We start from the raw sequence: 18,360 nt of genomic DNA, 5'->3' as shown, positions 1-18,360 counted from the left end.
CGTGCCCTGACGGCCCTCCCGCTCCTGATTCCCCCGTCGCCTGAAGGCAACGGTCCCCTCGGGAGACTCTGATGGAAATCGACCTGGCTGATCTCGGGTTCTGGCGCCGCCCGCTCAAGGAGCGCCACGAGGCGTTCGCGCGGCTGCGGGAGCTGGACCGGCCGGTGTTCTTCCAGGAGAAACGAGTACCGCTGCTCCGTTCCGGCAAGGGGTTCTACGCCCTGGTCCGGCATGCCGACGTGGTCGAGGCCAGCCGCAACGCCAAGGTGTTCTCCAGCGAGCCCGCGGTGACCAACCCGGAGCCGCCGGGCTGGGTCAAGCACGTGTTCGGCGAGTCCATGGTGAACATGGACGACCCCAGGCACGCCCGCCTGCGCCGCATCGTCTCGCGTGCCTTCAGTCCCAAGATGCTGGCCGGTCTGCAGGGCGACATCGACACGGCGTGCGCGAGGATTGTCGACGACGTGGTGGCCGCCGGGCCAGGCGACTTCGTCGGCCAGGTCGCCGCCCGGCTGCCCATTCATGTCATCTGCGACATGATGGGCATCCCCGACGAGATTCGCGACAGGGTGCACCAGCATGTCGACGTCTCCACCGCCTACACCGGCGTACGGCCCAGCCTGGCGCAGACCGTCAGGATGGCGGGGCAGAACATGCTGGCGCTGCTCGCCCTGCAGCGCATGGTCATCGACCTGGGCAAGCAGCGCGCGCAAGCGCCGGGAGGCGACCTGGTCTCGGCCCTGGTCACCGCCAACGTCGACGGCGAGAAGCTCACCGACCGCGAGCTGGGCTCGTTCTTCGCGCTGCTGCTCGTCGCGGGCAACGAGACCGCCCGCAACACCATGGCCCACGGCATCAAGCTGCTCACCGACAACCCCGAACAGCGCCGCCTCCTGGTCGAGGACTTCGACGCGCACATCGGCGGGGCGATCGAGGAGATGGTTCGCTACGTCTCGCCCATCATGCAGTTCCGCCGTACCGTCACCCAGGACTACGACCTGCGTGGCCTGCACCTGAAGGCGGGCGACAAGGTGGTGCTGTTCTACGGCTCGGCCAACCGCGACGAGGACGTCTTTCCGGAGCCCGACCGCTTCGACATCACCCGCGAGACCAAGGGGCACGTGGGCTTCGGCGGCCCCGGGCCGCACTTCTGCCTGGGCGCCAACCTGGCCCGCCAGGAGATCAGGACCATGTTCCGCGAGCTGTTCACCCGTCTGCCCGAGGTCCGCGCGGTCGGCGAACCCGAACTCCTGGTCTCCAACTTCGACAACAGCGTCCGCGCCCAGGCCTTCACCTTCTAGACGTTTCCAAGGCCTTTCCCGGCTCTGGTGGTCCGTGCAGAATGTTTCGCCGGTCAGAGCTGGGAGGGGTTTTCGGGGGAACCTTCTGTTTTCTTCCCCTGGGCGGTTCGTAGTTCGCGCAACTGCCGGAGCAGACTGGACGCGATTGTCATGGGCAGGTAGTCCAGGAGGCCGCTGATGTCCGCGGAGACGGCCATCGGGACCTGCATTTTGGAGATCTTCCCGATGATGCGTCTCATCTCAACGTTGTCGTAGCCCAGTAACTCCACCTCTCTTTCGAGTTCGAGCGCGGCCCTGCGCCTCTCGGCCCGGACCCGCATCTCGTCGATCTGATTCTCGTGCATCAGTAACTGGGACTTCGTGGTTTCGGTTGTTCGTGTCTCGACGATGCGACGGAGTGTTTCGTTCAGCCGCGGGTCTTCGACCTCGAAGGGACCCATGACGGTTTCGAGGGCCACGACACCCCATTCATCCAAGCTCGCACGGATCTGGTCGGAGAGCTCAACCTTTATCTGGTGGTATCGCCCGATGAGATCATCGACGGTCGAGGTGGCTGCGAGCCCATGCAGGAAGTTGGCGACGGTGGTGCCCAGGACCCTGTCGGCGAAGCGCTGCATGGTCACCCGATAACTGATCACACCACCGAGCCCGGAGGGGCTTCCGAACGCGCTGACGAGCCTGGGCGCGGCCGACGCTGGGATTCGCAACGTCTGGGTCAGGGGCAGGCGGAGCCTGTGGCCCTGCACCGAGAATGTGATCTCGTCGAGATGGGCGTCGTGGTTCAGCGATTCCCAATTCTCCGAGGTGCGCCATTCCAAGATCAGATATCGGGTGGGAACCAACACGACCCTGACGAACCATGGATTGAGCGCGTATGTCTCCCCTTCGGAAAGCACCTCCTCCTGAACACCGCGGACGCCTCCTTGCTCCAGGAACACCCAGGGAAGCTGGAAACTGCGATGCCCCGGGATGATCGGTCCGATCATGTCCCCGTCGGAGCGGTTGGGTATGTCGCCGTCGAGGGTGACCACGACTCCCGCGTAGCCGATCGGTACGGCGACCTCTCTCAGATCGTCGGAGGTCAGGCCGTCGCCGGAGTCCTCAAGATTGTTCACGGTCGTCACCTTGAACAGCAAGGGGTTGATGGCGTAGGACGTGCCGCCGGCGAGTACGACGGACAACTGCCTGCCCTGTTCGCCTCCGTTGACGAGGAACGCGTCGCCGTCCTGAAAGTCGTCGCACTGAACATGCCGTGCGAACGGGCGGTCGGTCGGCCGGACCCGGCCGGCGACCGCCGTCACGAGTCCTACCGTGCCCAGGGGCACGTGAGTGCGCGGAACGGTGACGACGTCGAAGAGCCTCGTGTTGATGAAGTACGTCATGTCATCGGGCAGGACGGCCACCTGAGGCCCCTGTTCGCCGCCCCGCGCCAGGAAGGCCTGGCCGTCCTGGAAGTCGTCACAGTCGACGGACCTTCCGAGAGGTCGGCCGGGCGGCCGTTTTCGGCCCGCGCGCGCGGTCACCAGTCCGATCTGCCCGGCAGGAATCCGGACGCAGGGGGCCAGCTCCACCTGCTGTAGAAAGGGCAGTACCCAGTGCACCCGTCCGGGCGCCAGGGTCCGTGCCTGGAGTCCACGTATCCGGTTGGCGGTGCCGACGGAGATGCCCGGGAACTCCGGATCGACGTGCCCTACCCGCCGGTGAACGATGCCTACGTGATCCTCCGGCACCAAGACGCGCCAACGCCAGGCAAGGCAGACCAACAGCGCCCCGGCCGCCGCCAGCGCGATCAACGCGTATGTGATCATCGGATGCTCCTCCTCTCTTCCTCTCGGCGGGGTCGTCAGGTGTGGACCAGCAGCAGGATGTCGTTCCGCGGCGGTGCCGGCTCGGGGTCCGCCGCCACGATGAGCGCGCCGAGCGCCTGCGCCAGCAGGGGCACCACGGGTGTCCGTCTGTCGTCGTCAAGACGGAGCAGACCGATCGCGGAGAGGATCTCAACCCCTGCAGTGGTGAGGACACGTGGCTGGAGCGGAGCGGTTCGGTCCAGGATGGGGGCGGCCAGGCCAAAGGCGTGTTCGACGAGACGCCGTACCTGGAGGGCGTCGGCGTCCACGGCGCGCTGGAGTTCGGCCAGCGCCTGCCGCAAGGTGGCCGCCGGATCCACCGATGGGCGTGCCATCTCGTCCGCTATGCCGTTCACCAAACCGGTCAGGAATTCCTCGAAGGACGTTCCCGGCCAGCGGGGGCCCGATCCTCGCCGGGCCGGATTCGTGGCCCAGCATCGGTACAGGCAGCCGAAGACGGTCGCGGCGGTGGCCAGCAGGTCCCGGTGATAGGGGCCGATCGAGCGGGCCAGGTCGCGGGCGAGCGCCAGCCCCGGATCGGGATCGGTGTCGGCGCGAATGATCACCAGATCACGGATGAGACTCCGCACGAGGTCACGGTCGTGGCCGGGGTCGAAATCACGGGCCCGGGACAGTGTCAGCGCCCGGTCGAGATCCACGGCGAGGTCGTTGGTCGTGGTGAGCGCGTCGGCCTCCACGCGGTTGAGCGCCCGGACGAGGGCACGGGTCAGGACGTCACGGAGGGACTTCGCGATCCCGAGCGCCTGGTCGAGGTCCAGGGGCATCTGTTCGCTCGCTGCGGCCAGGTCTCTGGAGAGAGTACGGACCTCGTCGAGGACGAGCGCGATGTCCTGGAGGTGATCGAGGGTGGGCGTCAGTGCGAGGGTGAGGTCCAGCGCGCGGTCGAGGTCGCGTGTGAGGTCGCGGGCTCTCTCCAGGCTCCGGCCCACGTCGTTACGGGACAGGGTGAGGCCGAGCACCAGGTCCTGGGCCAGCTCCTGGGCGAGGTTGAGGGCCACGACCAGTCTGACGTGCGGGGGATACGGCGGATCTTCGGTGCGCACGGTCCTGAAGGCGTGGGTGTAGGCCAGGACCTGGGAGGGTTCGAGAGCCGTCCGTACCGTGGTGGCCCGTGCCAGGCGCAGGGCCAGCTCCACGTAGCTGAGCACGACGGAGGGGTAGCGGGAGAGCTGCTCCTCGCCGAGGAGGAACGGCCAGGCGACACCGTCGGGCCGGTGGAGGACCGGCTGAGGCCCTGCCCAGACGGTGTTGCCGGAAAGCGCCGGGATCAGCTCGCTGCCGGGGTGGGCGAGTTCCGCGAGGGTGGGAAGACGGTAGTGGGTGCCGTCGTCGAAGAGCCCGTCGAGCCAGGCCAGGAAGCGGGTCACGTCGACGGGCCACAGGCCTCTGGCGGGAGCGGTGCCGGTTGGTTCCGGCTGCGCCGGCGTGTGCCGTCCCGCGGCTTTCTCGTCCTCGGCGAACAGGGCGTACAGATCCCGGGTGACCGGCTGGGCGCACACGGAGGTCGTGCCGTCGAGCCAGATCATCCGTCGTAAGGCGCGAGACGCGGTCACCGCGGCGATGAGTCTTCGGTGTTCCCGGGTGCGCTCACCGTCTGAGCCGGCTGGCGGAGTGAGAAGCCGGTTGAGCCGGGCGCGGGTTTCCGTCTGGAGAAGGCGGGCCTCGTCCATGCCGTCGAAGGCGAGGGCGAGGGTCCGGACCGTTCCCGAGTCCAGGCACGCCTCGACGAGCGGGGTGGCGTCGCCGAGCGCCGCCCACAGCAGGGAGGTCTCACGCCACCAGGGGTCGTCCACGTTCTCGGTCAGCACGGACGTGTGGTTGGCGGGATGCAGCCTGATGTGCGCGGCGCAGAGGTATTCCTGGAGGGTGAGGTGGGCGAACCCGTGGACGCCGCGTTCCCATTCGACGAACAGGCCGCTCTTGCCCGCCTCCGCCAGGAACAGCTCAGGGGAGACGTGCCCCTCCTCCGCGACCAGCCGGAGCGGTTCCGCCACGATCTCGCGGGCCTGGTCGAGCGTGATGTCCCGGAACCGATGACGCATCATGTGCGCCGCGAGGTGTTGCATCACGACCTCTTTCTTCGGTCCGTCGAGGCCGGTTCCGTCCTTCAGGTTCTTGGCGTCCTGGCGGAGGTGGAGGAGCACGTCGCACATCTCGCGGTACAGCTCGGCGCGGCTGTGCGGCAGCGCTCCGCGGTACAGGTGGACATTGGCGATCATGGTGAGCAGGAGCGGATTGGCGGCCAGCTCGGCCAGGGCGGGCAGGCCCAGCACCCGTGCGATCAGGTCGTCGGCGTTCCGCCCGGCCAGCGCCCGCACCGCCGCCTCGGGCTTGTCACGCGCGCGGCGCTCATTCGCCTCGTACCAGCCGCGCAGGAACAGCGAGATCTGCCTCCTGGAGAACTGCTGGACTCCCAGGACGTCGGCGTTCGGCATCGGATTGCTCAGATAGCCGTGCGGCCGGGAGGTCACGACCCAGTCGTTGCCCGGGTAACGGGCGATCTGCGAGCGGATCCACGCCACCGCGAGTTTACGGTCGTGCTCGTCCGCGACCTCGTCGAGGCCGTCGAGGAACACGACGCAGCGACGCCGGTCCAGTTGCTCCTCGACCCATTTCCCGGATATCCGCCCCTTGAGCCAGTCGGCGGCCGTCGCGGTCTCCGGCAGTCCCGGCGGGTCGTCACCCAGTATCGAGGCGGCGTGATCGCGAAGGTAGAGCATGACCGGCACCCGCTTTCGCCGCCGGTACCACACCTGCTCGCACAGGCTCAGCGCGGCGTGCCGTACCAGTGTGGTCTTGCCCGAGCCGGGGCCGCCCAGGACGGTGAGGACCCGGCCCTCGCCGAGGAAGGTGGCCAACGGCCGGGATTCGGGGTCCGGCTTGTAGGTGTCGGGCCTCCAGGCGTTGTGCGGGGGGAAGGGGCGCAGGAGCAGGTCCACGTAGACCTGTCGCATCGACAGCGCGAACGTGCCCTGTGTCTTCACACCGATCGTCTCCATCTCGGAGACCGCCTCGCGCAGCTGACGCAGGTAGAGCCGGCGTGTCCCCCTCAACCGGCGACCGGTGGCGGAACTCCGCGGGGCGGACGGGGACGGCGCATCGACACTCCGCGGGGCGGAAGGGGGCGGCGCACTGATTCCGTAGAACGCCACGATCACGGCGAGTCCCAGCGAGAGGTACAGCCAGTTCCAGTTCAGCTGCCCGTTGTTGATCACCTGGTTTCCGGTCACCGCCAGCGCGAGGCCGGTCAATGCCGTAACCAGGATCTGGACACGCGTGCGCACACTGGCCCCCGGGGATCCGGCTCGCCATGGTCATGGAAAGGTAATCACAGGATGCCGGTCCCATGGGAGGATTCGGTGCCGTGGATGCCACTCACTTCGCGAGGGCCAGGCGGCGTTCGTGGAAGTCCGAAACGCCGCTCACCCCGGGGTAGCGCTTGGTGAGGACCTGGTCGAGCTGTGTGGCGCGGGAGCGGATGGGGGCGGTGATCCGGGGGGAGTCGAGACCGCGCGTGCCCAGGGCGAGGGCCTCCTCGGGGGAGCCGAGATAGGCCAGGGCGATGCCGAGGTAGAGGCGTGTGCTGGCTTCGGCGCCGGGCATGCTCTTACCGGCCGGTCTCGCCTCGTAGACGGCGACCGCGTTCTCCGCGTTTCTCCGTGCCCGGTCGAAGTCTCCGAGGGTGAGCCATGCCGCCGCCGCGCATCTGGGGATCGCGGGGGCGGCGGCCGAGGCGTCGTTGTCGCTGCCGAAACGTCCCGCTGAGCGGCTGGGCAGCCGTTCGTAGACACTCTCGGCCGTGCGGAGCGACGACTCGCATTCGGCGCGCTGTCCGAGCTGGGCATGGGCTCTGGCGGCCTGGGCGTTCAGCCATACGGCCAGTGCGTGGCCCTCGGGCACCCTGGCCAGTCCTCTGCGCGCGGCGGACAGGGCGCGGTCCGGCCGATCGGCCTGGATCGAGATGGAGATCAGGGCATTGGCCGCGTGGGCGTACAACTCGTCATGCCCGGCTTGATGGGCGTGTTCCAGGGCGTCGACGGCATAGGCGTTGGCGGCGACCGGATCGCCCGTCGCGTGGGCCAGCCAGGCGAGCTCCTGGGAGAGCCATCCGGCGTAGACATACAGCTCGCGGCCCTCCCTCAGCGTGTGCGGGCTGCGGATGAGCTGGTCCACGCGGTGGCGGTAGGCGCGGGCCACCGTGAACACGTCTGTGGGTGAGCTCCGGCGCGAGTTCACGACGATGTCGGTGATCACGACTTCGAGGTGGTCGAGGGTGCTCCGTCCCACGGCGGACTGCCCGGCCCTGCGGGTGAACTCCATGGCCTCGTCGGCGGCCTCGCCCAGCACTCGCCCCAGGGCGGCGGCCAGTCCCACTCTGAACACGTCGCGGCGGTTCGTAGGATCACCTGCTTCCTCGGCGGATCGGCCCTCATTGTCCGCCGTGCCGTCGAACGGGCTCAATGTGCGCTCGGGTGCGAACAGGATGGCCTCGGGGATGCCCATGGCCCGGCCGTACAGCAGGCGGTAGCGCTCGCTGGGCATCAGGGTCGCGCCCGACTCCCAGTGGCGGATCGACCGCACGATGTCCCCGTGGCTGGGCAGGTCGCGGCCGTGCTCACCGGCCGCCTGGCGCAGCGACCGCGCCATGGTGCCGACGTCCCAGCCCCTCGCCTTGCGCTCGGCGCGCACCCGCACCGCCCACGCGGGAGGCGTTCCCCTGTTGTCTCCGGCCATCTCTCCTCGCCCTCCGTGTCGTTGGCGACGCTCCCCGTATCCGCCGTCATCGACCATTGTGACCATGGGTGATCGGTCGCGCACGACTTCCATGCAGGTCCATACTTTCGTTGATTTGACATGTCAGTGAGTGCTCACTCACCATGGTGGTGAGTAAATGCTCACACACCTCGTGGAGAGGAAGTCCCACGGATGAAACTGACGATCTTCGGGGCGAGCGGGGGGACGGGGACCTGTCTGGTACGGCAGGCGCTCGAGGCCGGGCACGAGGTGACCGCGGTGGCCCGTGAGTCGTCGCGGCTCTCCTTCGCCGACCATCCCCGGTTGTCCGTCGTCCGCACCGACGTACGGTCCTCCGAGGCCATCGGGCCCGCAGTGGCGGGCAGGGACGCGGTCCTGTCGGCGCTCGGCTCCAACAGCGGGCGGGGGCCGACCGACGTGTGCGCCACGTCCGCCAGGAGCATCACGCGGGCCATGGCGGAGGCCGGGGCCCGGCGGCTGGTGGTGGTCAGCGCGTCGGGGGCGTTCGCCGACGAGGGCGATGATCCGGTGACCAGGGCGGTCGTCAAGCCCCTCCTGCAGCGCGTCCTGCGGCACGCGTTCGCCGACATGCGGGCCATGGAGGAGGAGGTCCGCGCCTCAGGCCTCGACTGGACGATCGTCCGCCCGCCGAGGCTGACCGACAAGCCCCGCACCGGCCGCTACCGTACGGCGCGCGGCCGCAATGTCACGGGAGGGTTCTTCCTGTCCAGGGAGAACCTGGCCGACTGCGTCCTGGCATGCCTGGCCGACCCCGGCACCGTCAAGACCGTGGTGGCCGTCGCGAACTGATCGCCTGTCTCAACCCCGCCCGCTCGTCGCCTCCTTGCTGCCGAGCTGGGGGGCCGTGACCGGGCAGCACATCTGCGGACGGGAGTCGGCCAGGACGTTCTCCCTGATGGTGAGGAAGGTGATCGCGGCGGCGGCCACCATCATCGCCGCGGCGATCAGCATCGCCATGTGGAACCCGGCGGTGAAGACCGAGGGGGAGTGGAAGGCCTCTCCGGTCAGGCCGACCAGCGGCGGGATCGCGGCGACCGCCAGCAGGCCGCCCGTCCTGGCGACGGCGTTGTTGACGCCGCTGGCCACGCCCGCGTAACGCTCGTCCGCGGTGGCCAGCACCGTGGCGGTGAGCGGCGCGACCGCCGCCGACAGGCCCAGGCCGAACAGCGCGGCCGGGAGCAGCACACCCGTCACGTAGGGCGAGCCTTTGCCGATCCCGGACATCAGCAGCAGCGCGGCGGCGCAGAGCAGGATGCCCACCGTCATCGGGATCCTGGGACCGACCCGCTTGGCCAGCTCGCCCGACCTGGCCGACAGCAGCAGCATCAGGATCGTCACCGGGATCATCGCCGACCCGGCCAGCAGCGGGGAGAAGCCCGCAGAGACCTGCAACTGGACGACCAGCAGGAAGAACACCACGCCCATCGCGGCGTACATGATCAGTGTGACGACGTTGACCGCGGTGAACACCTTCGAGGCGAAGACCCCGACCGGCACGAGCGCGTTGGGCGAGCGCTTGATCTCCAGCCAGACGAACGCCGCGCCCAGCAGCACGCCCCCCACCAGCGGGACCGGCTGCAGGCCGATCAGCCCGTAGGTGATCCCGGCCAGTGTCAGCGCGGCCAGCACCGCGCCGACCACGTCGAAACGGCCGGTCGCCTCCACATCCCTGCTCTCCGGCACGTGCCGTACGGCGACCGCGACCACGAGCGCGGCCAGCGGCAGGTTGAGCAGGAAGACCCACCGCCAGCCCGCCGTCTCGACCAGCCAGCCGCCGAGCAGCGGCCCGACGGCCGCCGCGACCCCGCCGAGCCCGGACCAGGTCCCGATCGCCCTCGGCCGGTCGTCGCGGACGAAGGACGCCTGGATGATGGCCAGCGATCCCGGGGTGAGCAGCGCTCCGCCCACGCCCTGGAGGGCCCGGGACGCGATCAGCGTCTCGACGTTCGGGGCCAGCCCGCACAGGGCGGAGGCGGCCGCGAACCAGACGACGCCGATCATGAAGACCTTGCGTCTGCCGTAGCGGTCGCCGAGCGAGCCGCCCAGCAGGATCAGTCCCGCCAGGGTCAGGGTGTAGGCGTTGACCGTCCACTGCAGGCCCGCCATGTCGGCCTTGAGGTCGGCGCCGAGGGCGGGCAGCGCCACGTTGACGACCGTGCCGTCCAGCATGGCCATCCCCGAGCCGAGCACGGTGGTGAGCAGGACCCAGCGGCCCTTGGCCGAGCTGAGCCGGATGTGGCCGTTGTCCATAATCCCCATGATGGCTGACCAGCTGTGCTTTACCGGTAGGAACCGATGATTCCTTGAATGTCGGCGATCTCTGGTAGGACGTGTTCCGCCATGTTCTGCCTGACAGGAGCCCCTGAAATGAACCTCAGCGAGTTCAGCGACGCCGACGGCGCGCTCCGGAACGGTACTTACGCCGGCCTTCCCATCACGCCCGTGCCGAAGAGGGGCGAGCCCCTTCCGCAGGACCTGCCCGCCCCCGAGGCGGCGGCCTGGCGGATCGGCCACTGGGAGGACGACGACGGGCAGGAGTTCGAGGCCGCCTTCCGGCACTTCGTCGCCACGCTCGACACGGCGAAGGTCGCCGCGCTCATCGTCGGCAACTGGGGAGGTGCTTACAACAACAGCTCGGCCAAGGCCATCGGGTTGCTGACCGAGCACGCGGACCGCTTCCCCGCGCTGCGCTCGCTGTTCTTCGGGGCCATGGCGAGCGAGGAGTGTGAGATCTCCTGGATCCAGCAGAGCGACGTCACCCCGCTGCTCACCGCCTTCCCGCTGTTGGAGCGGCTGGAGGTGCGCGGCGGCTCCGGGCTGCTGTTGCGTCCGGTCCGTCATGACAACCTCAGGGTGCTCAGGTTCGAGACCGGCGGGCTGCCCGCCTCCGTGGTCCGCGCGGTCGGCGACAGCGAGTTCCCCGCGCTCGAATACCTGGCGCTGTGGCTCGGCACGAGCGAGTACGGCGGTGACTCGGCCGTGGCGGATCTGGAGACCATCCTGAGCGGGGAACGGCTGCCCGTTCTGCGGCATCTGGGCTTGCAGGACAGCGAGATCCAGGACGAGGTCGCGGCGGCGGTGGCGTCCGCGCCGGTCGTGGCCCGGCTGGAGTCGTTGTCGCTGTCGATGGGGGTCCTGGGCGACGAGGGGGCGGAGGCGCTGCTGTCCGGGCAGCCGCTGACCCATCTGAAGCGCCTGGACCTGCACCACCACTACCTCACCGATCCCATGGTCGACAAGGTCAGGGCCGCCTTCGCCGGCTCCGGCGTCGAGGTCGACCTGTCCGAGCAGGAGGAGCCGGACGAGGACGAGGACGACGACTGGCGCTACGTGGCGGTCTCCGAGTGATCCTGCCGACGGTCGTCGGCACTCCGGGGAGCGCGGGGTGACCATGTTCGCGTGGGCCCGCGTCAGGTACGGCCTGCGTGAACCCCTGATCGTGCCGCGAGCTCGGGTCCCGCACGGCAGGGAGATCCACTCTGGACCGGAGGGACGATCCGTGAAGTGTCGGTGATCTCTGGTAGGAAATGGTCTGCCATATTTCGCCTGACAGGAGCCCCTGGAATGGACTACGCCGAGTTCGACGACGCCGTCGACGCGCTCAGGGACGGCGTTTACGCCGGCCTGCCCATCGTGCACGCGCCCGAGAGCGACGACGAGGATCCGCAGGGGCTGCCCGCTCCGGAGGCGGCGGCTTGGCGGATAGGCGCAGACTGGGACGAAGGCGACTTCGAATCCGGCTTCCGGCACTTCGTCGGTACGGTCGACACGACCAAGGTGTCCGCGCTCATCGTCGGCGGCTGGGGAGAGCCCTACGAAGACGACTCCTCCAAGGTCGTCGGCCTGCTGACGGAGCACGCCGACCGCTTCCCCGCCCTGCGCTCGCTGTTCCTCGGGGCCATGTCGTGTGAGGAGTGCGAGATCTCCTGGATCCAGCAGAGCGACGTCACCCCGCTGCTGGCCGCCTTCCCGCTGCTGGAACGGCTGGAGGTGCGCGGCGGTGAGGGACTGCTGTTCCCGCTGGTCCGGCACGACAACCTCAGGGTGCTCAGGTGCGAGACGGGCGGGCTGCCCGCGTCCGTGGTCCGCGGGATCGGCGACAGCGACCTGCCCGCGCTCGAATACCTGGAGCTCTGGCTCGGCGTGAGCAACTACGGCGGCGACGCGACCGTGGCGGACCTCGAGGCGATCCTGTCCGGCGAGCGGCTGCCCGCGCTGCGGCACCTGGGCCTGCAGGACAGCGAGATCCAGGACGAGGTGGCCGCCGCGGTGGCGTCCGCGCCGGTCGTGGCCCGGCTGGAGTCGTTGTCGCTGTCGATGGGCGCCCTGGGTGACGAGGGGGCGGAGGCCCTGCTGTCCGGGCAGCCGCTGACCCACCTGAAGCGCCTCGACCTGCACCACCATCACCTCACCGACTCCATGGTCGACAGGGTCGGGGCGGTCCTGGCGGGTGTGAAGGTCGACCTCTCCGGACAACTGGGGCCGGACGACGAGTGGCGCTACGTGGCGGTCACCGAGTGACCCTGCTGACGGTCGTCGGCACCCCCGGAGAACGCAGGGTGACCATGTTCGCGCGGGCCTGCGTCTCGTACGGCCTGCGCGAACCCCGAATCGTCCCGTGGAGCACGGTGCTGCGAGGGCAGGACATCCGGCTCGAGCCGGGGACGCTCGTGCGGATCGAGTCCCCCGGCGAGGACGCGGAGGCGGACGCGCTGCTGCGCGGCCCCGGAGAGCCGGCCAGGACCGGGGGAGGGGCCGCCTGGCACACCGCCTTCACCGCCGGTGTGGAGCGCGTCCGCCGGGCCGTGGAACGCACGCCCGGTGCGACGTTGCTGGCCGACCCCGGTGAGATCGCGGTGATGTTCGACAAGCGGCTGTGCCACGCGAGGCTGTCGGCGGCCGGGGTGCCGGTGCCGCCCGCCCTGTCCGGCCCGGTCGGCGGCTACGCCGAGCTGCGCGAGCGGATGGCCGAGACCGGATGGAACCGGGTCTTCGTCAAGCCCGCCCACGGCTCCTCCGCCTCCGGCGTCGTCGCCCTGCAGGCCGCGGCGGGCCGGGTCAAGGCGGTGACGTCCGCCGAGCTGACCGGCGGCGGGCTGTACAACTCGCTGCGGGTGCGCTCGTACGAGAACGAGCGTGACGTGGCGGCGATCGTCGACCTGCTGGCCCCCGACGGGCTCCACGTGGAGCGCTGGTTCCCCAAGGCCTCCGTCGGCGGGAGGACGATCGACCTGCGGGTGGTCGTGGTCGGCGGCACACCGACCCACGCGGTGGTGCGCGCGAGCCGTACCCCCATGACGAACCTGCACCTCGGCGGGGAGCGCGGCGACCTCGGGGCGGTCGTCGCCGGGCTCGGGCCCGAAGGATGGGCGAAAGGCCTCGACGCCTGCGCGCGGGCGGCGGCGTGCTTCCCCGGCAGTCTTTCCGCCGGGGTGGATCTCATGATCGGTGTCGACTGGCACGGCGTCGCGATCGCCGAGGTCAACGCCTTCGGAGACCTGCTGCCCCGGCTCACCGGCCTGCCCGGCGGCGCCGCAGAGGGCCTGGACACCTACGAGGCCCAGGTCGCCGCCATCCTCGGCCGCCACGCGCCCGGGCCCGGCGCCGCCGGGCTCCGCCCGGCCGTACCGGTGCCGGTCGGGGGAGGATCGGGCGGCTGAGACGTTGGGGCGGCGATGAGAGGCGGGGACGAGACGGATGGACGGGAACCGGTGGACGACGGAGCGGTGGGCGCCGTGCGGGACATGAACGAGATCGTGGGCAGCCACGACCTGCTGCTGGTGACGCTCGACACGCTCCGCTACGACGTGGCGCAGGAGACGCTGGCCGCGGGACGCCTGCCCACCCTGGAGCGGGCGTTGCCCGGCGGCCGGTGGGAACGGCGGCACAGCCCGGGAAGCTTCACCTACGCCGCGCACGCCGCGATGCTCGCCGGGTTCCTGCCGACCCCGGCCGCCCCCGGGCCGCATCCCCGGCTGTTCGCCGCGACGTTCCCCGGCAGCGAGACGACGGCCGGGGGCACGTGGGTGTTCGACGCCCCCGACCTGCCCGCCGGGCTGGCCAGGGCGGGCTATCACACGGTCTGCGTCGGCGGGGTGGGGTTCTTCAACAAGCTGACCCCGCTCGGGTCCGTGCTGCCGGGGCTGTTCGCCGAGAGTCACTGGGACCCGGCGTTCGGGGTGACCTCGCCGACCTCGTTCGAGGCGCAGATCGCGTGCGCGGAGCAGGCGGTCGCCGGGGCGGACGGGCCGGTTTTCCTGTTCGTCAACGTGTCGGCGCTGCACCAGCCGAACTGGTTCCACCTGCCGGGGGCCACCCGCGAGCACGGCGACGACAGGCGCAGCCACGCCGCCGCGCTCGAGTACGTCGACCGGCACATCGGCAGGCTCTTCGCCCTGATGAGCGCACGGCGTCCCGGGTTCGCCGTCGTCTGCTCCGATCACGGCACCGCCTACGGTGAGGACGGACATGTCGGGCACCGGATCGGTCACGAGGTCGTCTGGACCGTGCCCTACGGGGAGTTCACGATGGAACGGGGGCAGTGGTGACGAGCAGGGATTCCGGCTCCGGCGCCGGGTCGGCGGGAGAGACGAGCAGGGATTCCGGTTCCGATGTCGGGCCTGCGGGAGAGACGAGCCTGGACACGGGGCCCTACCAGGGATATGTGTACGCCTACCCGCACAAGACCGCCTACCGGCCGCTGGATCCCCGGCCCCCGCTCCGGGAGGTGTGGGCGGGGGAGCCGCTCGGCGGCCTCTTCCTCTACCTGCACATCCCGTTCTGCGAGATGCGCTGCGGGTTCTGCAACCTGTTCACCAGGACCGGCGCTCCCGAGGAGCTCGTGGCCGCCTACCTCAACGCGCTGGAGCACCAGGCGCGTGCCGTACGGGAGGCTCTGGACGGGCCCGAGTTCGTGATCGCGGCCGTCGGGGGCGGCACGCCGACCTACCTGAGCGCGGCGGAGCTCAGCCGGATGTTCGACCTCACCGAGCGGGTCATGGGCGCCGACCTGCGCGCCGTACCACTGTCGGTGGAGACCTCGCCCGCGACCGCGACGGCCGACCGGCTCGCGGTCCTGGCCGAGCGGGGCACGACCCGGATCTCGATCGGCGTGCAGAGCTTCATCGACGCCGAGGCCCGCGCCGCCGTCAGGCCGCAGCGGCGGCGGGAGGTCGAGGCGGCGCTCGGCCGGATCAGGGACGCGGGGTTCGAGGCGCTCAACATCGACCTGATCTACGGGATCGACGGACAGACCGAGCGGTCCTGGCGCCACTCGCTGGACGCGGCCCTCGCCTGGCGGCCGGAGGAGATCTACCTCTACCCGCTGTACGTCCGTCCGCTGACCGGTCTCGGCCGTCGCGCGCACGACTGGGACGACCACCGGCTCGGCCTCTACCGTCAGGGCCGCGACCACCTGCTCGCCGCGGGGTACGAACAGGTGTCGATGCGGATGTTCCGGCTGCCGGGATCCTCCGGCCCGACCGAGTACCGCTGCCAGAGCGACGGCATGGTCGGTCTCGGCTGCGGCGCCCGCTCCTACACCTCGGGCCTGCACTACTCCTACGAGTACGCGGTCGGGGCTCGCCAGGTGCGCGGGATCATCGACGACTACGTACGGCTCGCCCCGGAGGAGTTCGCGTTCGCGAACGTGGGGTTCCATCTTGACGACGCGGAACGGCGCCGCCGCCATCTGATCCAGTCGCTGCTCCAGGCGGAGGGGCTGGACCAGGGCGGTTACCGTGAGCGTTTCGGCGCCGAGGTGTCGGCCGACTTCGGCCGGGAGCTGGAGCTCCTGGCCGCCAGGGGTTGGCTCGAACCGGAGAGCCGGGAGCCGTCCGCGGGTACGGCCCGCCTCCCCGGCCTCCCGCCCGGTGGCGAGCCCCGTCTTCGGCTCACCCCGGAGGGACTCGCCCACTCCGACGCGATCGGCCCCTGGCTGTTCTCGGCGCGGGTGCGCGAGCTGATGGCCGGATACGAGCAGCGTTGACATCCATGCTGGAGGAATGTGGTGAATTTGACATCCTCCCGGCCCCAAGGGACCGGGATTCCCGGCCGAAGCCGGGTGGTTCGCGGTTCACAGCCCCGCCCAGCGGCTGGAGGGCTCCCCGCGCTGCCACCCCATGCCCTGGGGCGGTCACGCAACACGCAACGCCAGCTTGGTTATCGCCAGCTCCATCACCGTAGCAAGCCCCGCCGAGAAAATCCGGAGAACACCATGAGGGACCGTTCCACATTTCCTCCCCGCCCTGAAGGACGGGGCATCCATGCTGGAGAAACGCGGTGAACGCAGGGCCGTGGCACCTTCCCGCGGGCGATCCCGGCCTCGCCCGTAGGCCCCATGCCGGGGGAGACCACGACACCCGTCCGTCTCCTGCCGGGGAGGAGCACGACCCCGTTCTCGCCCGCCGATCCCCTCCCTTGGGCGGCCACGACCCCGGACATCTGACGATCCTGTACCGGGGGCCGCTGTCCAGCTGCGACTACGACTGCCCCTACTGCCCGTTCGCCAAGCGCCGCGACACCCCCTCGCAGCTACGCCAGGACCGGGCGGCGCTCGAGCGGTTCACGGCGTGGGTGAGCGAATGCGGTCACCCGGTCTCCGTGCTGTTCACGCCGTGGGGCGAGGGACTGGCCCGCTCGTGGTACCGCAGGGCGATGGTGGAGCTCAGCCACCTTCCGCACGTCAGGAAGGTCGCCATCCAGACCAACTTCAGCTGCCGCCCCGACTGGCTGGCCGAGGCGGACCTGGACACGCTCGCCCTCTGGGTGACCTATCACCCCGGGCAGGTCGGCTATGAGCGCTTCCTCGGCAGGTGCCGGGACCTTCTCGACCGCGGAGTGCGCTTCAGTGTCGGCGTCGTCGGGCTGCCGGAGCACCTGGAGCACTCCCTCAGGCTCCGCGCGGATCTGCCCGCCGAGGTGTATCTGTGGGTGAACGCCGCCGAGGGACACCTCTACTCCGACGTGGAGGCGGCCCGCTGGTCGGAGGTGGACCCGCTGTTCAGCTACAGCCGGACACCGCACCGCAGCGCCGGGCAGCCGTGCCGTACCGGGGAGAGCGTGATCTCGGTGGCCGGTGACGGCACCGTACGGCGCTGTCACTTCGTCCCGGCCGTCCTCGGCAACCTCTACGACGGCTCTTTCCGCGCGGCCCTGCGCCCCCGGGCCTGCCCGGCGGCGCTGTGCGACTGTCACATCGGTTATGTCCATCTGGAGCCGACCGGCCTCTACGACGTGTTCGCCGGGGGCATCCTGGAGAGGATCCCTCAGGTCTCCTTGACCGGGTGGTAGTCGGCCTCGGAGAAGCCGAAGGTCCAGGCGACCCCCTCGCGGGCGGTGCGGGTCGACGGCGGGACGCGCAGCCAGTAGGTGCGGAACGTGCCGTCGGGCTCGGCGGTCGAGTTGACCACCTCGACCATCACCACCGGTTCGTCCTCTGACAGGTCGATGCGCCACAGGACGCCGGTCTCGTCGCGGTGCAGCGGGGTCGCGCCCGACTCGGCGAGGTAGCGGTCGTAGCCGAAATGCTCCAGCATGACCCTGCGCAGCTCGGCGTTCTCCTCGGCGCGGATGCGATGAGGGGTCAGGCCCGCCATGGAGGCGCTGAAATCCGCGGGCACCGGCATGCCGTGCCAGGCGTGCAGGGCGAAGCCGTCGGGGAAGGAGAGCGCGGGCCCTTCTGTGCCGTGCAGGCGGTCCGATCCGTCGCGGTGCAGCTCGGCCGGGCGCTCGCAGACCAGTGCGACCCGCTCGAACGGCCACCACCATCCGGCGGACTCGGCGACCTGGACGAGCCCCTCGACCTCGGGCCTGCCCAGCGCGTCGAACAGCGACAGCCAGGGGGCGTCGTGCTGGCCCAGCACCGCGTCGAGGGTCGAGGCGCGCATCCTGGCCCCGGCGGCCTCCGACTCCCCTGCCGCGGCGACGCCCCCGCGAACGCGGGTGACCAGCCTGTTCACCGGCTCCCACAGTGCCCCTCCGGTCAGGGACCAGGCCAGCGGCCAGCCCTCCGGGCCGAGCCAGGCGTGCACGTCGGCCCTGGCCCGCTCCCACGGCCCGGTCCGCACCTCGGCGCGGACCGGCCTGCCCGCGTCGAGCGCCCCGGCCTCGAGCGCCCCGGCCTCGTGCGGGTCCGTGTCGAGTGTCCCGGCCCCGCCGTCCCGCCGCCCGGGCTGTTCCGTGCCGGGCCCGGTGCCGTCCTGGACCGCGCCGAGCGCGGCGGCGATCCTCGCGCCCTCCGCCGGGGAACGGACCCAGACGATCTGCCTGGGTTCGGCCAGGCCGCCGATCCGGTAGGCGAGCCGTACTCCCTCCTCGGCGCGGTCGCGGTCGGCGGGGCCTGCCTGGAAGGCCACCTCCTGCCAGCGGAGCGTGGCCGCGCTCAGCGTTTCTGCGAGTTCGTTGGTGACGGTCAT

The 18,360-nt window shown here is 70.3% G+C and carries 13 protein-coding genes; 8 read left to right on the top strand and 5 right to left on the bottom strand.

Translation table 11 applies throughout. The annotated features are described in order from the left end of the window. Nucleotides 1-71: 71 nt before the first annotated feature. The gene (locus tag AB0395_RS23040) at nt 72-1,301 is read left to right on the top strand and encodes a cytochrome P450 (RefSeq protein WP_366283504.1); all 1,230 of its coding nucleotides are present in this window, start codon (nt 72-74) and stop codon (nt 1,299-1,301) included. Between the two features lie 53 nt (nt 1,302-1,354). On the opposite strand, the gene AB0395_RS23035 is transcribed toward AB0395_RS23040, so the two are convergent. From AB0395_RS23035 to AB0395_RS23025, 3 genes are all read right to left on the bottom strand, one after another. Continuing rightward, nucleotides 1,355-2,704 carry an SPFH domain-containing protein gene (locus AB0395_RS23035; RefSeq protein ID WP_366283502.1) on the bottom strand — a complete coding sequence of 450 codons (1,350 nt, stop codon included), beginning with the start codon at nt 2,702-2,704 and terminating at the stop codon, nt 1,355-1,357. Nucleotides 2,705-3,144: 440 nt separating this feature from the next. Then, on the bottom strand, nt 3,145-6,453 hold the full coding sequence (locus AB0395_RS23030; RefSeq protein WP_366283501.1) for an NACHT domain-containing protein: 3,309 nt from the start codon (nt 6,451-6,453) through the stop codon (nt 3,145-3,147). A gap of 91 nt (nt 6,454-6,544) precedes the next feature. Further along, nucleotides 6,545-7,903: a hypothetical protein gene (locus tag AB0395_RS23025; protein ID WP_366283499.1), complete on the bottom strand. Its 1,359-nt coding sequence runs from the start codon at nt 7,901-7,903 to the stop codon at nt 6,545-6,547. A gap of 192 nt (nt 7,904-8,095) precedes the next feature. Between AB0395_RS23025 and AB0395_RS23020 the strand changes: the two genes are divergently transcribed. Further along, complete coding sequence (locus AB0395_RS23020; protein ID WP_366283498.1) at nt 8,096-8,734, top strand: SDR family oxidoreductase; 639 nt, start codon at nt 8,096-8,098, stop codon at nt 8,732-8,734. A 9-nt stretch (nt 8,735-8,743) separates the two neighbouring features. On the opposite strand, the gene AB0395_RS23015 is transcribed toward AB0395_RS23020, so the two are convergent. After that, a complete protein-coding gene (locus AB0395_RS23015; RefSeq protein ID WP_366283497.1) occupies nt 8,744-10,195 on the bottom strand; it encodes an MFS transporter in 1,452 nt (483 codons plus the stop codon). 117 nt (nt 10,196-10,312) lie between these two features. Here AB0395_RS23015 and AB0395_RS23010 point away from each other — a divergent pair, with 117 nt between their 5' ends. From AB0395_RS23010 to AB0395_RS22985, 6 genes are all read left to right on the top strand, one after another. Beyond that, the gene (locus AB0395_RS23010; protein WP_366283495.1) at nt 10,313-11,293 is read left to right on the top strand and encodes an STM4015 family protein; all 981 of its coding nucleotides are present in this window, start codon (nt 10,313-10,315) and stop codon (nt 11,291-11,293) included. 216 nt (nt 11,294-11,509) lie between these two features. Continuing rightward, entirely contained in the window at nt 11,510-12,466 is a 957-nt protein-coding gene (locus AB0395_RS23005) for an STM4015 family protein (protein WP_366283494.1), read from the top strand. Continuing rightward, nucleotides 12,463-13,605, top strand: a complete 1,143-nt coding sequence (locus AB0395_RS23000) for an STM4014 family protein (protein WP_366283492.1) — start codon at nt 12,463-12,465, stop codon at nt 13,603-13,605. Before AB0395_RS23005 ends, AB0395_RS23000 begins: the two co-directional genes overlap by 4 nt. An 84-nt stretch (nt 13,606-13,689) precedes the next feature. Further along, a complete protein-coding gene (locus tag AB0395_RS22995; protein ID WP_366283562.1) occupies nt 13,690-14,493 on the top strand; it encodes an STM4013/SEN3800 family hydrolase in 804 nt (267 codons plus the stop codon). An 89-nt stretch (nt 14,494-14,582) separates the two neighbouring features. Next, a complete protein-coding gene (locus tag AB0395_RS22990) occupies nt 14,583-15,932 on the top strand; it encodes an STM4012 family radical SAM protein (protein ID WP_366283561.1) in 1,350 nt (449 codons plus the stop codon). Between the two features lie 431 nt (nt 15,933-16,363). Continuing rightward, nucleotides 16,364-17,236, top strand: coding sequence for an STM4011 family radical SAM protein (locus AB0395_RS22985; RefSeq protein WP_366283560.1), 873 nt, complete (start codon nt 16,364-16,366; stop codon nt 17,234-17,236). On the opposite strand, the gene AB0395_RS22980 is transcribed toward AB0395_RS22985, so the two are convergent. Continuing rightward, on the bottom strand, nt 17,212-18,360 hold the full coding sequence (locus AB0395_RS22980) for a DUF6745 domain-containing protein (RefSeq protein WP_366283490.1): 1,149 nt from the start codon (nt 18,358-18,360) through the stop codon (nt 17,212-17,214). The genes AB0395_RS22985 and AB0395_RS22980 overlap by 25 nt on opposite strands.

It is taken from the genome of Streptosporangium sp. NPDC051023, assembly GCF_040689595.1.
Taxonomy (GTDB): Bacteria; Actinomycetota; Actinomycetes; order Streptosporangiales; family Streptosporangiaceae; genus Streptosporangium.
Note: the sequence above shows the minus strand (reverse complement) of the source record. Positions and strands in the feature narration are given on the sequence as shown.

Excerpts from the sequence above, each read along its gene's own strand:
- AB0395_RS23040 (WP_366283504.1), top strand. The coding sequence starts at position 72 with ATGGAAATCGACCTGGCTGATCTCGGGTTCTGGCGCCGCCCGCTCAAG.
- AB0395_RS23025 (WP_366283499.1), bottom strand. The coding sequence starts at position 7,903 with ATGGCCGGAGACAACAGGGGAACGCCTCCCGCGTGGGCGGTGCGGGTG.
- AB0395_RS23020 (WP_366283498.1), top strand. The coding sequence starts at position 8,096 with ATGAAACTGACGATCTTCGGGGCGAGCGGGGGGACGGGGACCTGTCTG.
- AB0395_RS23015 (WP_366283497.1), bottom strand. The coding sequence starts at position 10,195 with ATGGACAACGGCCACATCCGGCTCAGCTCGGCCAAGGGCCGCTGGGTC.
- AB0395_RS23010 (WP_366283495.1), top strand. The coding sequence starts at position 10,313 with ATGAACCTCAGCGAGTTCAGCGACGCCGACGGCGCGCTCCGGAACGGT.
- AB0395_RS23005 (WP_366283494.1), top strand. The coding sequence starts at position 11,510 with ATGGACTACGCCGAGTTCGACGACGCCGTCGACGCGCTCAGGGACGGC.
- AB0395_RS22995 (WP_366283562.1), top strand. The coding sequence starts at position 13,690 with ATGAACGAGATCGTGGGCAGCCACGACCTGCTGCTGGTGACGCTCGAC.
- AB0395_RS22980 (WP_366283490.1), bottom strand. The coding sequence starts at position 18,360 with ATGACCGTCACCAACGAACTCGCAGAAACGCTGAGCGCGGCCACGCTC.